Annotated in this window: 16 protein-coding genes; 8 read left to right on the top strand and 8 right to left on the bottom strand. The window is 62.2% G+C overall.

The window, feature by feature from the left end:
• Positions 1 to 16: 16 nt before the first annotated feature.
• A complete protein-coding gene (locus AC066Y_RS19480; RefSeq protein ID WP_478275292.1) occupies positions 17 to 1,930 on the bottom strand; it encodes a right-handed parallel beta-helix repeat-containing protein in 1,914 nt (637 codons plus the stop codon).
• Positions 1,931 to 2,180: 250 nt separating this feature from the next.
• Here AC066Y_RS19480 and AC066Y_RS19485 point away from each other — a divergent pair, with 250 nt between their 5' ends.
• The gene (locus AC066Y_RS19485) at positions 2,181 to 2,474 is read left to right on the top strand and encodes a hypothetical protein (protein ID WP_478275293.1); all 294 of its coding nucleotides are present in this window, start codon (positions 2,181 to 2,183) and stop codon (positions 2,472 to 2,474) included.
• 63 nt (positions 2,475 to 2,537) lie between these two features.
• Positions 2,538 to 2,882 carry a Lin0512 family protein gene (locus AC066Y_RS19490; protein ID WP_229170061.1) on the top strand — a complete coding sequence of 115 codons (345 nt, stop codon included), beginning with the start codon at positions 2,538 to 2,540 and terminating at the stop codon, positions 2,880 to 2,882.
• A 30-nt stretch (positions 2,883 to 2,912) separates the two neighbouring features.
• On the opposite strand, the gene AC066Y_RS19495 is transcribed toward AC066Y_RS19490, so the two are convergent.
• Positions 2,913 to 3,782 (bottom strand): SDR family oxidoreductase, encoded by an 870-nt coding sequence (locus AC066Y_RS19495; protein WP_478275294.1) that lies wholly within the window; start codon positions 3,780 to 3,782, stop codon positions 2,913 to 2,915.
• 79 nt (positions 3,783 to 3,861) lie between these two features.
• Here AC066Y_RS19495 and AC066Y_RS19500 point away from each other — a divergent pair, with 79 nt between their 5' ends.
• The gene (locus AC066Y_RS19500; RefSeq protein ID WP_478275295.1) at positions 3,862 to 4,566 is read left to right on the top strand and encodes a glutathione S-transferase family protein; all 705 of its coding nucleotides are present in this window, start codon (positions 3,862 to 3,864) and stop codon (positions 4,564 to 4,566) included.
• Here the strand turns inward: AC066Y_RS19500 and AC066Y_RS19505 are convergent.
• Positions 4,563 to 5,117, bottom strand: a complete 555-nt coding sequence (locus AC066Y_RS19505; RefSeq protein WP_478275296.1) for a disulfide bond formation protein B — start codon at positions 5,115 to 5,117, stop codon at positions 4,563 to 4,565. The two genes, AC066Y_RS19500 and AC066Y_RS19505, sit on opposite strands and share 4 nt — an antisense overlap.
• Before the next feature lie 8 nt (positions 5,118 to 5,125).
• Positions 5,126 to 5,284: a DUF5993 family protein gene (locus AC066Y_RS19510; protein WP_176531827.1), complete on the bottom strand. Its 159-nt coding sequence runs from the start codon at positions 5,282 to 5,284 to the stop codon at positions 5,126 to 5,128.
• A 141-nt stretch (positions 5,285 to 5,425) separates the two neighbouring features.
• On the opposite strand from AC066Y_RS19510, the gene AC066Y_RS19515 reads away from it, so the two are divergent.
• Together AC066Y_RS19515 and AC066Y_RS19520 are read left to right on the top strand one after the other, a co-directional pair.
• Entirely contained in the window at positions 5,426 to 6,754 is a 1,329-nt protein-coding gene (locus AC066Y_RS19515) for a dicarboxylate/amino acid:cation symporter (RefSeq protein WP_478275297.1), read from the top strand.
• A gap of 304 nt (positions 6,755 to 7,058) precedes the next feature.
• Complete coding sequence (locus tag AC066Y_RS19520) at positions 7,059 to 7,700, top strand: glutathione S-transferase family protein (protein ID WP_478275298.1); 642 nt, start codon at positions 7,059 to 7,061, stop codon at positions 7,698 to 7,700.
• 234 nt (positions 7,701 to 7,934) lie between these two features.
• Here the strand turns inward: AC066Y_RS19520 and AC066Y_RS19525 are convergent, their stop codons facing one another.
• Positions 7,935 to 9,170: an ABC transporter substrate-binding protein gene (locus AC066Y_RS19525; protein ID WP_478275299.1), complete on the bottom strand. Its 1,236-nt coding sequence runs from the start codon at positions 9,168 to 9,170 to the stop codon at positions 7,935 to 7,937.
• A 17-nt stretch (positions 9,171 to 9,187) separates the two neighbouring features.
• Positions 9,188 to 10,540, bottom strand: coding sequence for an NAD(P)/FAD-dependent oxidoreductase (locus AC066Y_RS19530; RefSeq protein WP_478275300.1), 1,353 nt, complete (start codon positions 10,538 to 10,540; stop codon positions 9,188 to 9,190).
• 150 nt (positions 10,541 to 10,690) lie between these two features.
• On the opposite strand from AC066Y_RS19530, the gene AC066Y_RS19535 reads away from it, so the two are divergent.
• On the top strand, positions 10,691 to 11,662 hold the full coding sequence (locus AC066Y_RS19535) for a helix-turn-helix domain-containing protein (protein ID WP_478275301.1): 972 nt from the start codon (positions 10,691 to 10,693) through the stop codon (positions 11,660 to 11,662).
• A 208-nt stretch (positions 11,663 to 11,870) separates the two neighbouring features.
• Here the strand turns inward: AC066Y_RS19535 and AC066Y_RS19540 are convergent, their stop codons facing one another.
• Entirely contained in the window at positions 11,871 to 12,302 is a 432-nt protein-coding gene (locus AC066Y_RS19540; protein ID WP_478275302.1) for a lipocalin-like domain-containing protein, read from the bottom strand.
• A gap of 67 nt (positions 12,303 to 12,369) precedes the next feature.
• On the opposite strand from AC066Y_RS19540, the gene AC066Y_RS19545 reads away from it, so the two are divergent.
• On the top strand, positions 12,370 to 12,900 hold the full coding sequence (locus tag AC066Y_RS19545; RefSeq protein WP_478275331.1) for a glutathione S-transferase family protein: 531 nt from the start codon (positions 12,370 to 12,372) through the stop codon (positions 12,898 to 12,900).
• Here AC066Y_RS19545 and AC066Y_RS19550 read toward each other — a convergent pair.
• On the bottom strand, positions 12,862 to 13,089 hold the full coding sequence (locus AC066Y_RS19550; RefSeq protein WP_478275303.1) for a DUF6894 family protein: 228 nt from the start codon (positions 13,087 to 13,089) through the stop codon (positions 12,862 to 12,864). The genes AC066Y_RS19545 and AC066Y_RS19550 overlap by 39 nt on opposite strands.
• Before the next feature lie 123 nt (positions 13,090 to 13,212).
• Between AC066Y_RS19550 and AC066Y_RS19555 the strand changes: the two genes are divergently transcribed.
• Positions 13,213 to 13,929 (top strand): Crp/Fnr family transcriptional regulator, encoded by a 717-nt coding sequence (locus tag AC066Y_RS19555; protein ID WP_478275304.1) that lies wholly within the window; start codon positions 13,213 to 13,215, stop codon positions 13,927 to 13,929.
• The last annotated feature ends 261 nt before the right edge of the window (positions 13,930 to 14,190 follow it).

Consider the following 14,190-nt stretch of genomic DNA (forward strand, 5'->3'; position numbering starts at 1 on the left):
GCGGCGTTGTGCCGGCTCAAGCCAGCTTGTTGCCGGCGAGATGCACCGCGCGCTTGTCGCAGGTCACGTCGATCGCGACCGCATTCGTCGCGATCCGGCCGTGTGCGGCGACGTTGTTGCTGATCTCGACGTTTCTGGCGCGGCCGACGAAGATCGCGCTGTCGGGCTTGATATGGAAGAAGCCGCCGGCCCCGAACGCGCCGCCGCGCAGAAATGTCTGGCCGATTACGTTGCCGGCGATTTTGACGCCGTCGGCATTGCTGACGAAGATCGCGTAGATGTAGGAATCGTCGATGTGATTGCCTTCGATGATGACGCGCCGGTTCTGGAAATTGTCCTGAAATCCCTTGGCGCCTTCCGGCGGCACCATGCCGACATAGATGGTGCCGAGCGTGCCGCTGCCGCTGGTCAGCTCATTGGCGCCGTTGACGCAATGGCTGAAGCGGTTGTTGCGGAACACGAGGTTCTCGGCAAATCCCGACTCCGACCAGAAGCCGATGCCGCTCCCTGCCTGCAGCGCGACGCCGGTCGAGAACGTGAACTGGCAGTTCTCGACGATGGCGTTCGGCGCCTTCATCAGCACGCGGCCGCAGGCGTGGAAATTGCATCGCAGCACGGTGGCGCCGGACCCGATGTGCGTCAGCGAGGTGATGGCATCGCCGGTCTTGAGCGGCAGGTCCTGCTGCAGGACCACGTCGTAGATCAGATCCGGCTGGGTGGTCGGGCTCCTGTTCTTCCAGAGCTGGGCGATCTTCGCCCTCAGCTCGGGCGCGTGGCGCTTGGTCAATTGCTCGACCTTGCCGCGTCCGAGTGAGCGAAACGTCGCATGGTCGCAGCTCTCGACATCGTCGCCGGCCGCAAGGCCGACGTCCCATTTTGGGCTGAGCAGAAACCGCCGCGGCGCGGTCTTCGCCACGACGTAGTAGTAGAAGCCGTGCACGTTGACGGCATCGTCGGAGGTGTTTGCGAAACTGCAGTCCTCCGTGGTCGGACCGCGCGCGACCGCGGTGAAGTGCGAACCGTCGGAATTGGTCGAGATCAGGCGGTCGGTCGTCGCGCCCTTCGGCCGGGGTCCCGGGACGACCGAGACCTTCTGCAGCATCATCGAGCCTTCGCCGCCGTTCTCGATGATGCCCATGCCCGGCGAGGCCAGCAGCTTCAGATCGATCAGGCTGGTGGCGACGCTGGAGTCCACCGCGATGGCATGCGCGCCGCCATTTGCGATGGTGACGACGTCACCCACCGCGATCGGCAGCTGGCTCGGGAAACGATCGTTCGCGCCCCACCGCAGATGCACCTTGATCTGGCCGTCGCTGAGGCGCGTGGCATGGGCCGGTGAGAGGAAATCCCTGGCGCCGGTCTTCAGCGCCCGCTTGCGGCGGTCCATCACCTTGAAGAAGCCATCCGTGAAGGCGGCCAGCAGTGCGGCATCATCGGGATAGCCGGGATCGACCTTCACCGTGATGTCGACCGCCTGCTTGTCGAACGCGGTGATCGTTCCCTGGGTGAAGGGCAGCGGGTCGTAGTCGATGGTGAGATCGCGGACGGTGAGGCGGTTGCAGCCGGAGATCGCGAAGGTCCCGCTGCGTGCCGTGTTGATGAGCTGTGCGCCATTGCCGTTGAGCTCGAAGCCGTGCAATTGCCGGAACGCGAGCGGCCGCTTGATCCGGTAGCTGGCGTTCTTCTCCAGATTGAGGACGATGTGAACCGGCCCCGCCTTGCTCGCATCAGCCGCTGCCTTGGCGATGGCGGCCAGCGCCTTGGCAAAGGCCGCGTCGGCGTCGCCGCCGGAGGCGGCTGTGAAGGTGGCCATGTCAAACGTGGCCGCTCCGGCGGTTGGCGCCGGCTCGGCGCGGCCTTCAGTGCCGAGCAGCGGGCTTGCCATAAAAAGCGAGGCAAGCGTCAGCGCTCGCCGGCGGCTGATCGGCATGGTGCGCGGCTCCTTGCGAGACCGGGATCGGTCGCGCGCACTATTGGTCCGTGGAGATGAACCGCAGCGAAATGGCGAGCAGCAGGCGCAGGGCCTCTCGACGTCGTGATGGGAGACCGAGGATTGGGGCGCTTGCGAACGGACCGCAGTGGGGCGCGCAGCAGCAGCTGAGCTTCGTGTTTCTTCGCTACGCCCCCCTGATCTTGGGCGTCTGCGTGCGCGCGGCGGGGCCGAGCGGCTCGTCGAGCCGGTGGGAGAGATCGGCCTCCATCGCGAGCGCGGCGTTACGGTGCGCCGGTTTCGACCCGCACCCGCGGCGGCGCGCTCGGCGGCGATGGCGCCGGTCATGATGGGCCTCCTGATGACAGGCAGCAATTTCGGCCAGGTGACCGGACCGATCGCGGTCGGCGCCATCGTCTCGGCATGGGGCTGGAGCGCGGCCTGCGTCATGGTGGTTGCCGCGGCGATCCTCGCTGGTCTGGCGGCATGGATGCTGGCGCACGGCGATCACAACGGCGTCAGCGAGGCGAAGGACCTGGCTTGACGCCGCGCGCGCGGAGGGCGAAGGAGTGAAGGTCTCTCACGCCAACGACAACAGGAAAGTTTCATGACACGCGTGCGCTGCATCACCGAAATGGGCATGGGCGTCGACGTCCACGGCCGCGACGCCACCAAGGCCGCCAAGCGTGCGGTCTCGGATGCGATCCGCCATTCCAGCCTCGGCTTCTTCCGCATGCTCGGCAAGACCGCGAACGACATGTTCGTCGACGTCACAATCGCCGTGCCAAATCCCGAAGCGGTCGATACCGACGCCGTTGCCAGGGAACTGCCCTATGGCACCAAGACGGTGAAGGCGATCGCGGGCGGGCTCGAGATTCCGTCCGATCTCGGCAACGACCCGATCCTGATCGCGAACGCCGCCGTCATCGTCAGCTTCGACGACGGCAAGTAGTCGAGGGAGCGCGGGCGGCGTATGCGTGCGTTATTCGTCGCCCTTGAAGTAGTCGGGCTTGCCGGTCGTCCAGGTCTCGCCCCAATGCTGGCCGCCGCCGTCGACGGTCAGCGTTTCGCCGGTGATGAACTTGCCGGAGGGCGCGGCGAGATAGACCGCGGCCTCCGCGATGTCCCAGGGCGTGCCCGGACGCATCATCGGGTTGGAGCGTGGATAGGCGGCGCGCGCCGCCTCGCTGTAGACGTTCCAGCCGTCGGTCTCGATCGCGCCCGGCGCGATGCAATTGATGCGGATGTTCAGCGGCGCCCATTCGACCGCGAGCGCGCGCGACAGGCCGATCACGCCGGAGCGCGCGGCGATCGTGTGCGCGATGCCGTAGAGGCCGTGCGTCGTGACCACGACGATATTGACGATGCTGCCGGGATGTTTGTGGTCGCGCCAGCGCTGCGCGGCGGCCTGCATCATGTACCAGGTGCCGTTGAGGTTGGTGTTGATGACCGCGTTCCAGCCCTTGATCGAGAAATCGATCGCGGCTTGCGGGAATTGGCCGCCGGCGCTGTTGACGAGGTGATCGATACAGCCATGCTCGCCCCACAGCGCATCGAACATCGCATTGACCGCGTCGGGATCCTTGATGTCTGCAACATGCGCAGACATCTTGAGGCCGCGATGGCCGAGAGAATCGACCAGCGCATCGAGCTTGTCGGCATTGCGTCCCACGATCACGACATGCGCGCCGAGCCGGGCGAACAGCCACGTGATGGCGCGGCCGATGCCGCCGGCGCCGCCGGATACGACAACCACCTGACCGGCCAACGCGTCTGCCGCAAACACGGTCGGATGTGCCGCGAGTTCGTCGTCGGAGGGGCCGAGCGTTGCCGCTGTCTCTTGATCGTTCATGGGCGGTTGCAGACCTTGCGGCTTTCAATGAGCTCCGTACATTAGCCGCCCAACAACAACCGTGCAAAGAATGTCTGATATGACCGATCTGTCAGCCTTTCCCATCACAAAACGCTGGCCCGCCCGGCATCCGGACCGCCTGCAGCTCTATTCGCTGCCGACGCCGAACGGCGTGAAGGTCTCGATCATGCTCGAGGAGATCGGATTGCCCTACGAGGTCCATCTCGTCGACTTCAACAAGGACGACCAAAAGACGGCGGAGTTCCTGTCGCTGAATCCGAACGGCAAGATCCCGGCGATCCTCGATCCCAACGGTCCCGGCGGCAAGCCGCTGCCGTTGTTCGAGTCCGGGGCGATTCTGCAATATCTCGCCGAGAAGACCGGCAAGTTGTTGCCGGCGGATGCCGCGCGCCGCTACCAGGCGATCCAGTGGGTGCACTTCCAGATGGGCGGCTTAGGGCCGATGTTCGGCCAGGTCGGGTTCTTCTACAAATTCGCCGGCAAGGATTATGAGGACAAGCGGCCGCTTGAGCGCTATGTCGCCGAATCCGCGCGCCTGCTCGGCGTGATGGAAACGCATCTCGCCGGGCGGCAATGGTTCATGGACGATGAATACAGCATCGCCGACATCTCGATGCTCGGTTGGGTGCGCAATCTGATCGGCTTCTACGGCGCGCGCGAACTCGTCGAGTTCGACCAGTTCACCCATGTCGCGGCCTGGCTGGAGCGCGGTCTCAAGCGACCGGCGGTGGAACGCGGGTTGAATATTCCCAACCGGCCCTAACGCGTCTGCTTCAGCAGCTCATAGATGATCGGATTGTCGGCGCAGGCGGCAAAGCCGCATTCGAGCAGGGTGGAGAGCACGTTCAGCGCCGTTAGCCCGACCACCAGCCACACCGCACCTTGTGCGAACCGGCCGGGTGAGGCGCCTGGCGCCGCGCGGTGGTCGAACTGGCGGTCGAACAGCAGCATGGCGGCGAGCAGGACGATCGCGGCGATGAATCCGATCAGCGCCCAGGTATAATAGTGGTAGCCGAGCAGCGCCGACCCATAGCCGGCGTCGCCGGGGAGGATGTGCAGCAGCACCTGCCGGGTCGAGACCGAGGCGCCGAGCACGGCCGTCAGCAGCGACAAGGCATAATGACTCGGCCGCGGTCCGAAGCGGATGTTCAGGATCGGTCCGATCGCCAGCAGGGCGAAAAGGATGCGCTGCAACAAACACAGCGGGCAGGGCAGCTCGTGAAGCAGCAGCTGGGCCGCAAAAGCTGCGGCCAGTAACAGCGCGAGGCCATAGAGCGCGAAGGCATTGAGGGTCACCGCCTGCGTGTCGGTCATGGCTGGCCTCAGAACGACAGGGTGAGACGGTCGGTGGCGTGGTGCAGCAAGGTCGCGACGCAGGCGACCAGGATCACCGCGAACAATCCGATCGCGACCGGACGCGGGCCACGCCAGGCCACCAGCATGGCGATGGTGATGGCGAGAAACAGCGCGGTGAATTCCATCTCAGCCTCCGGATGCGAACCGGCCGTAGTCTATGACAGATTCGTGTGCGCACGCGGCGGGCGCGAATGGCCATTGTCGCTTGCGCGCGGCTCCGCCAAGATGGCATCACCAGTTGAGTTCATTCCAGCCCGGGACATCTCATGGCCACAGACGCGATCAAGCCCGCCGCCCATCACAAACATCAGCCCTGGTACAAGATCCTCTACATCCAGGTGTTGATCGCGATCGTGGCGGGCGTCCTGATCGGACACTTCTACCCCGGCCTCGGCAAGCAGTTGAAGCCGCTCGGCGACGGCTTCATCGCGCTGATCAAGATGATGATTGCGCCGGTGATCTTCTGCACCGTGGTGCACGGCATCTCCTCGATGGGCGACCTCAAGCGCGTCGGCCGGGTCGGGCTGAAGGCGCTGGTCTATTTCGAGGCGGTGTCGACGGTCGCGCTCGCAGTTGGCCTTCTGATCGGGGAGCTGCTGCAGCCCGGCCGCGGCTTCAACATCGATCCCGCCACGATCGATCCGAAATCGGTCTCCACCTACGTGACGCAGGCGAAGGAGCAGGGCATCGTTGCCCATTTGATGGCGATCATTCCCGACAGCTTCTTCGGCGCGCTGGCGCGCGGCGACCTGCTGCAGGTGCTGCTGATCTCGATCCTCTCGGGGTTTGCCATCGCCCTGATGGGCAAGCCCGGCGAGCCGATCGCCGAGGCGATCGACAAGGCGTCCAAGATGTTCTTCGGCATCATCCGGATGATCGTCCGCGTCGCGCCGCTCGGCGCGTTCGGCGCGATGGCCTTCACGGTCGGCGCCTACGGCCTCGGCTCGCTGGTGAATCTGGCGGCGTTGATCGGCACCTTCTACCTCACCAGCGTCCTGTTCGTGCTGATCGTGCTCGGTGCGATCGCGCGGCTATCCGGCTTCTCCATCATCCGCTTCATCGCCTATATCAAGGACGAGCTCCTGATCGTGCTCGGCACCTCGTCGTCGGAGACGGTGCTGCCGCAGATGATCCAGAAGATGGAGCATCTCGGCGCCTCGCGCTCGGTGGTCGGCCTCGTGGTGCCGACCGGCTACAGCTTCAATCTCGACGGCACCAACATCTACATGACGCTGGCGACGCTGTTCCTGGCGCAGGCCACCAACACCCATCTGACGATCTGGCAGGAGCTCGGCATCCTCGGCATCGCCATGATCACCTCGAAGGGCGCCTCCGGCGTCACCGGCGCCGGCTTCATCACGCTCGCCGCGACGCTGTCGATCGTGCCCGACATTCCGATCCAGTCGATCGCGATCCTGGTCGGCATCGACAAGTTCATGAGCGAGTGCCGCGCGCTGACCAATCTGATCGGCAACGGCGTCGCCTGCGTCGTGATCAGCCTCTCCGAGGGCGAGCTCGACAAGGACGCGTTGCACGAGACCATGGCGCATCCGCTCGAGCTCGGCGAAGCGCTCGAGCCGGGCGGCTCCGGCTAGAGCAATATGAAGTTATGGGGCCGTCGCAGGGGGGCGCTGCCAAAATATCGAAAACAACCCCATGCAAAGGAGCCGGCGGCGGCCGGCGTTCGACCAGGCAACTTGACACGTCGGGCAAATCAGGAATATATTTCTAATATTCAGAAATTGCGCCAGCGTCCGCTCGCCCCAAGGCTTTTGCCTTTTGCCTTTTGCCGTTTGCCTTTTGCCCTATGGCAGTTGCGGCGTTTGCAACTGATGCTTCCATAGCGCAGGCGGGAAGAGGGAATGCGCCTCATCCAGCCCAATCCAGGAATGCTCAACTATGCTCACCGTCTATGGCGAAGGTCGTGGCTTCCGTGTCGTTTGGCTGCTCGAGGAATTGGGATTGGCTTATCGGCTGCGCCCGGTCGATCTGCTCGCAGTCGGGAACGATCGCGATTTCCTCGCGATCAACCCCGCCGGCTTCATTCCCGCACTGCAGGACGGCGAGACGATCATGGTCGAATCGATCGCGATTCTCGAATACCTGCTCGCCCGCCACGGCTCAGGTTCGCTTGTCGTCGCCCCTGATGATCCCGCCTTCGCTTCCTATCTGCAATTTCTCCACCTGGGCGAGGCCGGGCTCGCCGGGCCGATGAACGCCGTCATTGTCGGTCGCCAACTGGCGCCCGCAGCCGAGCGAGATGCCCGGGTGACCTGCTGGGCACGCGAGACCTTCGAGAGCCGGCTGGGGTTGGTTATCCGCCGCCTCGCGGATTGTCCCTATCTCGCCGGCGACCGATTCACTGCTGCCGATATCTCGGTGAGCTACGCCCTCCTGCTCGGCATGCGAACCGGCAACTACGTCCCCGGTTTGACCGAGCGGGACTATCTCGCCCGGACGACGTCACGCCCCGCCTACACCAGAGCGATGGAAAGCTGCCAGGCCACCAAGGCTTGGGCGGCGAGATCACCGGGATTGTAGCGCTCGCTTCATCGGAGCGGCCAAGCGACTGGAGTAGTACCGCGTAAGCCGTGTACTCATTGAGCGGCCGGCGCCTGATGTCCGCTTGAGCGCAACAGCGGCGGAAAAGCGGACATCTCCCGAGATCGCCGAAGGGCCAACAAGCGACGTGAGCGAAACCAAAGAAGCGGCCCCGCTGGGGCGATATGTGGGCAAGTGAAGCCATGCTTCACCAACGACCGTTTGCAGCCGCGCCTAGTTCGAGGAGGGAGCAATTTGCCCCACATGGCCATCCAATATCGGCCCGAATGCCTCCCACCGCTCGCCGGTGAAGCGCATCATTTGCACCTGTTCAATCGGATAGAAATCCGTCTCGGTCGTCTTCACGCGAATGCCGGGAATCAAGCCATCGATCTCGAAATCGAGGTTGGCGACGATCTTCATGACGTTCTCGCGCGTGAGATTGTCGCCACAACGCTTGAGCACCTCGACCAGAGCGTTCGATGCGTTGAAGGCGATCATGGGGCTGCTCTCCGAACGATCTGCTTCCGGGTAGTATTTTGCCATGAAGGCGCGGAAGCGCTGCATGCCTGGGTGGCCGTCCCACTGCGGATCCGTGACATTCATCTGGAAACCCGCGCTGAGAATGCCTTTGGCGTTGTCGAGTCCGGCGGGCTTCAGCACGGCTCCGACAGAAACCGATATATTCGTCACGATATGGACGGGGTGCCAATCGAGTTCGGCGATCTTCTTGATCGCCTGGGCTGCAAATTTCGGCGTGGCGATATCGAGGAAGATGTCAGGGTTGGCAGTCTTGATCGCGACCACCTGCGAGTCGATCGTTGGCGTCGTGGTTTCATACGGCATGCTGGCAATGACCATCCCGTCGTACTTGTCCTGCAGCACATCCTTCAATCCCAGTAGGTAGTCCCTTCCGAAATCGTCGTTCTGATAGAGGATGCCGATTTTGGCGCCGGGATGTTGCCCGAGAACATAGCTGGCATAGACGCGCGCTTCAGCGCGGTAGTTGGGTTGCAAGCCGATTGTCCATGGAAAATGCTCGGGGTCGCCCCAGCGCGAGGCGCCACTCAGCACGAAGAGCTGCGGCACGCGCATGGTGTTCATATACTTCTGGATGGCAGCGTTGGTCGCGGTGCCAAGCGGTGCAAACATCAGAAACACCTCATCGCTCTCGACCAACCGTCGCGCCTGCTCCACGGTCTTTGGCGGGCTGTAGCCGTCATCATAGGAGATGAAGTTGATCTTGCGGCCGTTGATGCCGCCATTGTCGTTGATCATGCGGAAATAGGCGCTCATCGTCTTGCCGATGACGCTGTAGGCCGATGCCGGACCGCTGTACGGCATGGTGTTGCCGATCTTGATCTCGGTGTCGCTGACGCCGGGACCGTATTGCTTCTGAGCGGATGCACTGCCGACGAACATGACGAGCAAGGCGGAAAGCATCACGAATTTTCGCACGAGGCTGCACATTGGCTCTTCTCCAGGGATCAAGCGGAGGCAGCCATCAGCGCTGTGACCCGACCGACGATCCGGGGATCGCGCAAAGCGCTGGACGGCTTCACGAGGTGTACCACCTCGCTCATGATCCGATGCACTGCGGCATCCTGGCTCGCCAGGCGCTGCAGGGCCGCATTGAAATTCATGCGCTCGCTGAGATCATGCGGACGCTCTCCGCGTGTCTTTTCATAAATGAAGTCGCTCTCCGCAGTCGCCCACGGCGCAGCCAGAAGATCCTGTATCGACGCGAAGAAGGATCGCGCGATCCCCTTGAGCGGCTGCGCATCCAAGGCCCGCACTTCGATCAGCCGTTTCAGGACAGCGGCTTCCTGCGCGGCTACGCTCATGCCCTGGCCAGACGCTGGATTGAAGCGGCAGATCGCATCGCCGAGCAGCAGCAGACGATCCGGAAAGCGCTCAAGGGCCTCGAATCGGCGGCGAACGCTCGACGGAAAGACGAATCGGTGGATCGGACCGATGGGCACGGCGTCCTTGATCGCGGCATAAATCGTCTGTGTCCGCAGCGTCCTGACCGATGCGATGAAGTCCACGACGTTTTCAGGCACGGTTGCGCCATGCATATGGTTGACATGGACTTGCCAGCAGTTGTTTTCGACCGGCACAAGCAAGCCGCCGCGGCCGCTCTGGGCGGCGGGCCGGTGTAGCACGGCACGCCAATCAGGGGGCGCCCGAGGCGGAATCTCGAACATCGCGGTCGCATAGCGAAGGTCGATGCCGATTTCGGTCTCTTGGGGCGGCGGCGAGCCGATCCTGTTGAGCAGATCCAGCGTCAGCGCGCCGCGAGACGACGCGTCGACGACCAAGTCAGCCGCAAGCTCGTGGCTCTGCCCGTCCTCGCCTTCGTAGCGCACGCCTGCCACCGCATCCTTGCCGGGCGTTTCCAGAAAGCTCGTAACACGACAATTTGGCTCTAGCGCGACGTTGCTCTCTCGCTGGAGAGCACCTCTCGCCACGAATTCCAGAAGCGGCCGCGTCATGCTGAGACAGTCGAATCCGACATCGCGCCGCGGAAACGGATCAAAGCCTGGCATTTCGAGGCGAAATTGACAGCCGACCCGCACGCGAACCGCCCCAGCGCGCTCAAGCTCCGTTTCAAAATCCGGCAAGAGCTCGCTCAGCGCGTCGAGGCCGCCTCTAAGCAGGACGTGGACTTGTCGCGCTTGGGGCGTGCCACTGCGCGTGACCGGCGCTGACGGCAGTGCGTCACGCTCCAGCACGGTGACGGTGGCGAAGAACGACGACAGGGCTTTCGCGGCAGAGAGTCCCGCCATGCCGGCTCCGACCACGATTGCGTGCCGGCCGATTGATCTTGACATGTTCATTGCCTGCCAAATTGCGCCGAACCTTCACCGGTAACGAACTTGCGCCGTCACGGCCAAGCGGTCTTGGACAGGAGGGAAGGCCGGCTTGGACTAAAGTGTCCTGTCTGCTAGACTGTGCAGAGCGATCCGTATGCCCTTGCAGGATGGCCGATGGTGACGTCGACGCCGGAGTACACAGTCGTTCGGTTCTCGAGCCGCGCCTTGGCGGAAGAAGCACAAGGCAAAACGCTCGAAGAACTGCATGAGCGCGGCCTGCTGCCGACCAAATTTGTTCGCTATGGCAATGCTGTGCCTCGGGTTGATCTTGTCAATCGCACAATGCCCGGGCTCCGCATCCTGACGGCGGGCTATACGAGCGTCCGCCGCGAGGGTGTGCGGCAAGAAGGTGACCACCTCTATCTCTGCATGACCCTGACCGGAACGACCGTGGGAAGCCTGCGCGGCCGCGAGATGATGCTCAGTGACGGGGACGCAGTGCTGATGACGAACGAGGAGGCCACCTGGACGATGACCTCGCCGTCATCCGTCAACATCGCTGGGATACGCGTGCCCCGATCTGCAATTGCGCCGCTTGTTCCCAAGCTCGAAAATTCAACGATGCGGCGCATAGCGAGGGATACAGGCGGGCTGAGACTCCTGAGAAAATATCTCGACGTCGTCGCCGAAGATGAGGTATTGGCGGCGCCCGCCTCGCAGCGGCTCATCATCAGCCACTTCTATGACCTCGTCGCATTGGCCCTTGGGGCGAGCAGCGACGCCAAGGTGCTTGCCACGGACAGAGCCGTGGGCGCGGTCCGGCTGGCCGCAATCAAGGCGGACATCGTCGCCAATCTCGATGAGAGCAAGCTGAACGCGACGATGGTCGCGACCCACAATGGCGTGACGGTGCGTTATCTACACAAGCTGTTCGAGAGCGAGGGCGTCACCTACTCGGAATTCGTTCTCGGCCGGCGCCTGGCGCGGGCTTATCAAATTCTAAGAAGCCCCCTCCATTCGCGCCGCGCGATCAGCACAATCGCATTCGAGCTCGGCTTCAATGACCTTTCGTACTTCAACAGGGCATTTCGACGCCGCTACAACGCGACACCGTCTGAGATCAGGAATGGCTTGAGGACGAAGTAGGAGTGTTCCCGACCGCTCGACGTCAAGCCGCGGACCACGTTAGCTCCACACGAGAAACCGCCGCCGACGAGAGACCATGGGAAGATTATTTCGTGGGAGCATTCTCTTGACTGCTTTGCGTCACAAGCGCCGATTTCGACCGTGGGCAGTCAGGTCCGGTCTACCCTCAACTTCGGAAATGGCGGGCAACAGCAGACACTGCCGCTCGTTATGTCGCTCGCCTGAAAGCGGCTTCAAGGGTAACTCCGCGCACAAACGATCTCGTAAACTTTAGCTCGTTGTCGGTTAGCAACGTGATCGTTCGCTTCTCTTCAGGATTGCCAGTGAAGTTTGCGAGAGTGCTGGCATGAATGTCCAGACTGAGGGTGTCGGTTGCTTCATCAAGAGAGTAAGTCCCAAAATACGCGATTGATCCGGTGATCACGGCCTTCGCTTCATCGGCAGTTGCTTTTGAAGGTAATCCCGATTGTAGCTTCGGGAGGTCAGCGCGGGCTTGCATCAGAGAAAAGTAGCCGTCGCTCGTGTAAATGACGATACCCTTTGGATTTTCTCCATAAAGAGGACGCCTTGTGCCATCGGCGGCGACCGTATCAATCGAAACCTGAAGCCATGTTCCGACAAGTCTTTCGAGCTTGCTCATTTTGCCTCGTTTCCTCACTATCGAAATGATAGCGCAGATTGCGTGATGAATTGGCCATGGTCCAGATATCGACTGCCTTCGTTTCGAGCCCGCCGCACGTCCGCAATGGGTCAAACTCGACAAAACTCAAGGTGAGCATAATGCGTCCGCTTCCGGGCACATCGCGATCAACCCCGCCGGCTTCATTCCCGCACTGCAGGACGGCGAGACGATCATGGTCGAATCGATCGCGATTCTCGAATACCTGCTCGCCCGCCACGGCTCAGGTTCGCTTGTCGTCGCCCCGGACGATCCCGCCTTCGCTTCCTATCTGCAATTTCTCCACCTGGGCGAGGCCGGGCTCGCCGGGCCGATGAACGCCGTCATTGTCGGTCGCCAACTGGCGCCCGCAGCCGAGCGAGATGCCCGGGTGACCTGCTGGGCACGCGAGACCTTCGAGAGCCGGCTGGGGTTGGTTATCCGCCGCCTCGCGGATTGCCCCTATCTCGCCGGCGATCGATTCACTGCTGCAAGAGGGCCAGAAGCCGAAGCCAGAAGTGAGACAGGTGCCGACAGATGTTCAGTGCCTTTCAGCCAGCAGGCGGAGAACCCACAATAGATTTCCTGCCGCATCGGTTACTTCCATCCGCCATTCCAGGTCTGGCCTCAGCGAGCCATCCAGGTCTTGGAGGAGCTTTCCAGCAGTGATCGTGGCCTCCTTCCAGGCTGCGTCATCGTTGGGAAGCTCTTCGCCGATTTCGTCGGGAAAATGCCGCTTCCCATGCTCGATGTGAAAAAAATACCGCATTCACACGACCGATCGGCATAATTGACGTAGTGGGATAATATTTAACCTCTGCGCTCGTTCCGGGCGTATGGTGGGGTGGAACCGGACGGCTTCCTGTCTCAAGCGGTTGACAAGGAACATAAGATGCCGATCGAGATGATGATCCGCAAGTTGCGTCAACATTCTGAGTTGCCCGATGAAGATGTTGAAGCCCTCCGGTCCATCATCGCGCCGGTGAAGAACTTGCCGGAAGATGCGCCGATCGTTCGCGAGGGAGACGTTAGCACCCAATGCTGCGTGATCCTGAGCGGCTTTGCCTATCGCTCCAAAGTGTCTGAGGACGGTCAGCGGCAGATCTTATCGTTTCACATCGCAGGTGACATACCCGATCTTCAGGGCTTGGCGCTGAAGCGGATGGACCACGACTTGACGACGCTCTCAAAAGCGCAGGTTGGTTTCATCGATCACGATCAGCTCGAACGGATCCTTAGTACGCGGCCGGCTTTGGCCCGAGCGCTCTGGCGCGAGTCGCTTGTTGATGCCGCGTTGTTCCGGCAATGGATCGTCAATCTCGGCACGCGATCGGCACCGGGACGCATGGCCTATTTGATTGCGGAGTTGCGCCAGCGGCTTGGAGCGATGGGTATGGTCGCCAACGAGCAGTTTGAATTTCCAATCACTCAATCGAAGCTGGCCGACGCGCTTGGATTGAGTGTCGTGCATGTCAATCGTATCCTTCAGGCGTTCCGAACCCAAGGCATTCTTGATTTCAAACGTCCTGTCGTCACGCTGGGCGACCTCGAAAAAATCGCCCAGCTCGGGGGCTTTGACAGCCTTGAGAACGATATCGGCGCGAAGTAGCGCCTGCTGCGGTCTGGGAGAAACGCGCGGGCTTCGCTTGGGGGCAAACTCGACAAAACTCAAGGTGAGCATAACGCGTCCGCTTCCGGGCACATCGCGACCACCGTCGTCGGCACGGGCTCATTGGGCCTGACTGCCGAGCCATGATTCAAATCTTTGACCGAAGCGGGTCGAATCATGCGCTACGAACCCTAAGACGAGGAAAGGACTGCCGTCAGGCCGATGCTGCCAAACAAGCCGCGCGGCGTACCACGGGTGAAT

It is taken from the genome of Bradyrhizobium sp. USDA3010, assembly GCF_056429065.1.

Coding starts and splice junctions, on each gene's coding strand:
- AC066Y_RS19480 (WP_478275292.1), bottom strand. CDS start 1,930: ATGCCGATCAGCCGCCGGCGAGCGCTGACGCTTGCCTCGCTTTTTATG.
- AC066Y_RS19490 (WP_229170061.1), top strand. CDS start 2,538: ATGACACGCGTGCGCTGCATCACCGAAATGGGCATGGGCGTCGACGTC.
- AC066Y_RS19495 (WP_478275294.1), bottom strand. CDS start 3,782: ATGAACGATCAAGAGACAGCGGCAACGCTCGGCCCCTCCGACGACGAA.
- AC066Y_RS19500 (WP_478275295.1), top strand. CDS start 3,862: ATGACCGATCTGTCAGCCTTTCCCATCACAAAACGCTGGCCCGCCCGG.
- AC066Y_RS19505 (WP_478275296.1), bottom strand. CDS start 5,117: ATGACCGACACGCAGGCGGTGACCCTCAATGCCTTCGCGCTCTATGGC.
- AC066Y_RS19510 (WP_176531827.1), bottom strand. CDS start 5,284: ATGGAATTCACCGCGCTGTTTCTCGCCATCACCATCGCCATGCTGGTG.
- AC066Y_RS19515 (WP_478275297.1), top strand. CDS start 5,426: ATGGCCACAGACGCGATCAAGCCCGCCGCCCATCACAAACATCAGCCC.
- AC066Y_RS19520 (WP_478275298.1), top strand. CDS start 7,059: ATGCTCACCGTCTATGGCGAAGGTCGTGGCTTCCGTGTCGTTTGGCTG.
- AC066Y_RS19525 (WP_478275299.1), bottom strand. CDS start 9,170: ATGTGCAGCCTCGTGCGAAAATTCGTGATGCTTTCCGCCTTGCTCGTC.
- AC066Y_RS19530 (WP_478275300.1), bottom strand. CDS start 10,540: ATGAACATGTCAAGATCAATCGGCCGGCACGCAATCGTGGTCGGAGCC.
- AC066Y_RS19535 (WP_478275301.1), top strand. CDS start 10,691: ATGGTGACGTCGACGCCGGAGTACACAGTCGTTCGGTTCTCGAGCCGC.
- AC066Y_RS19540 (WP_478275302.1), bottom strand. CDS start 12,302: ATGAGCAAGCTCGAAAGACTTGTCGGAACATGGCTTCAGGTTTCGATT.
- AC066Y_RS19550 (WP_478275303.1), bottom strand. CDS start 13,089: ATGCGGTATTTTTTTCACATCGAGCATGGGAAGCGGCATTTTCCCGAC.
- AC066Y_RS19555 (WP_478275304.1), top strand. CDS start 13,213: ATGCCGATCGAGATGATGATCCGCAAGTTGCGTCAACATTCTGAGTTG.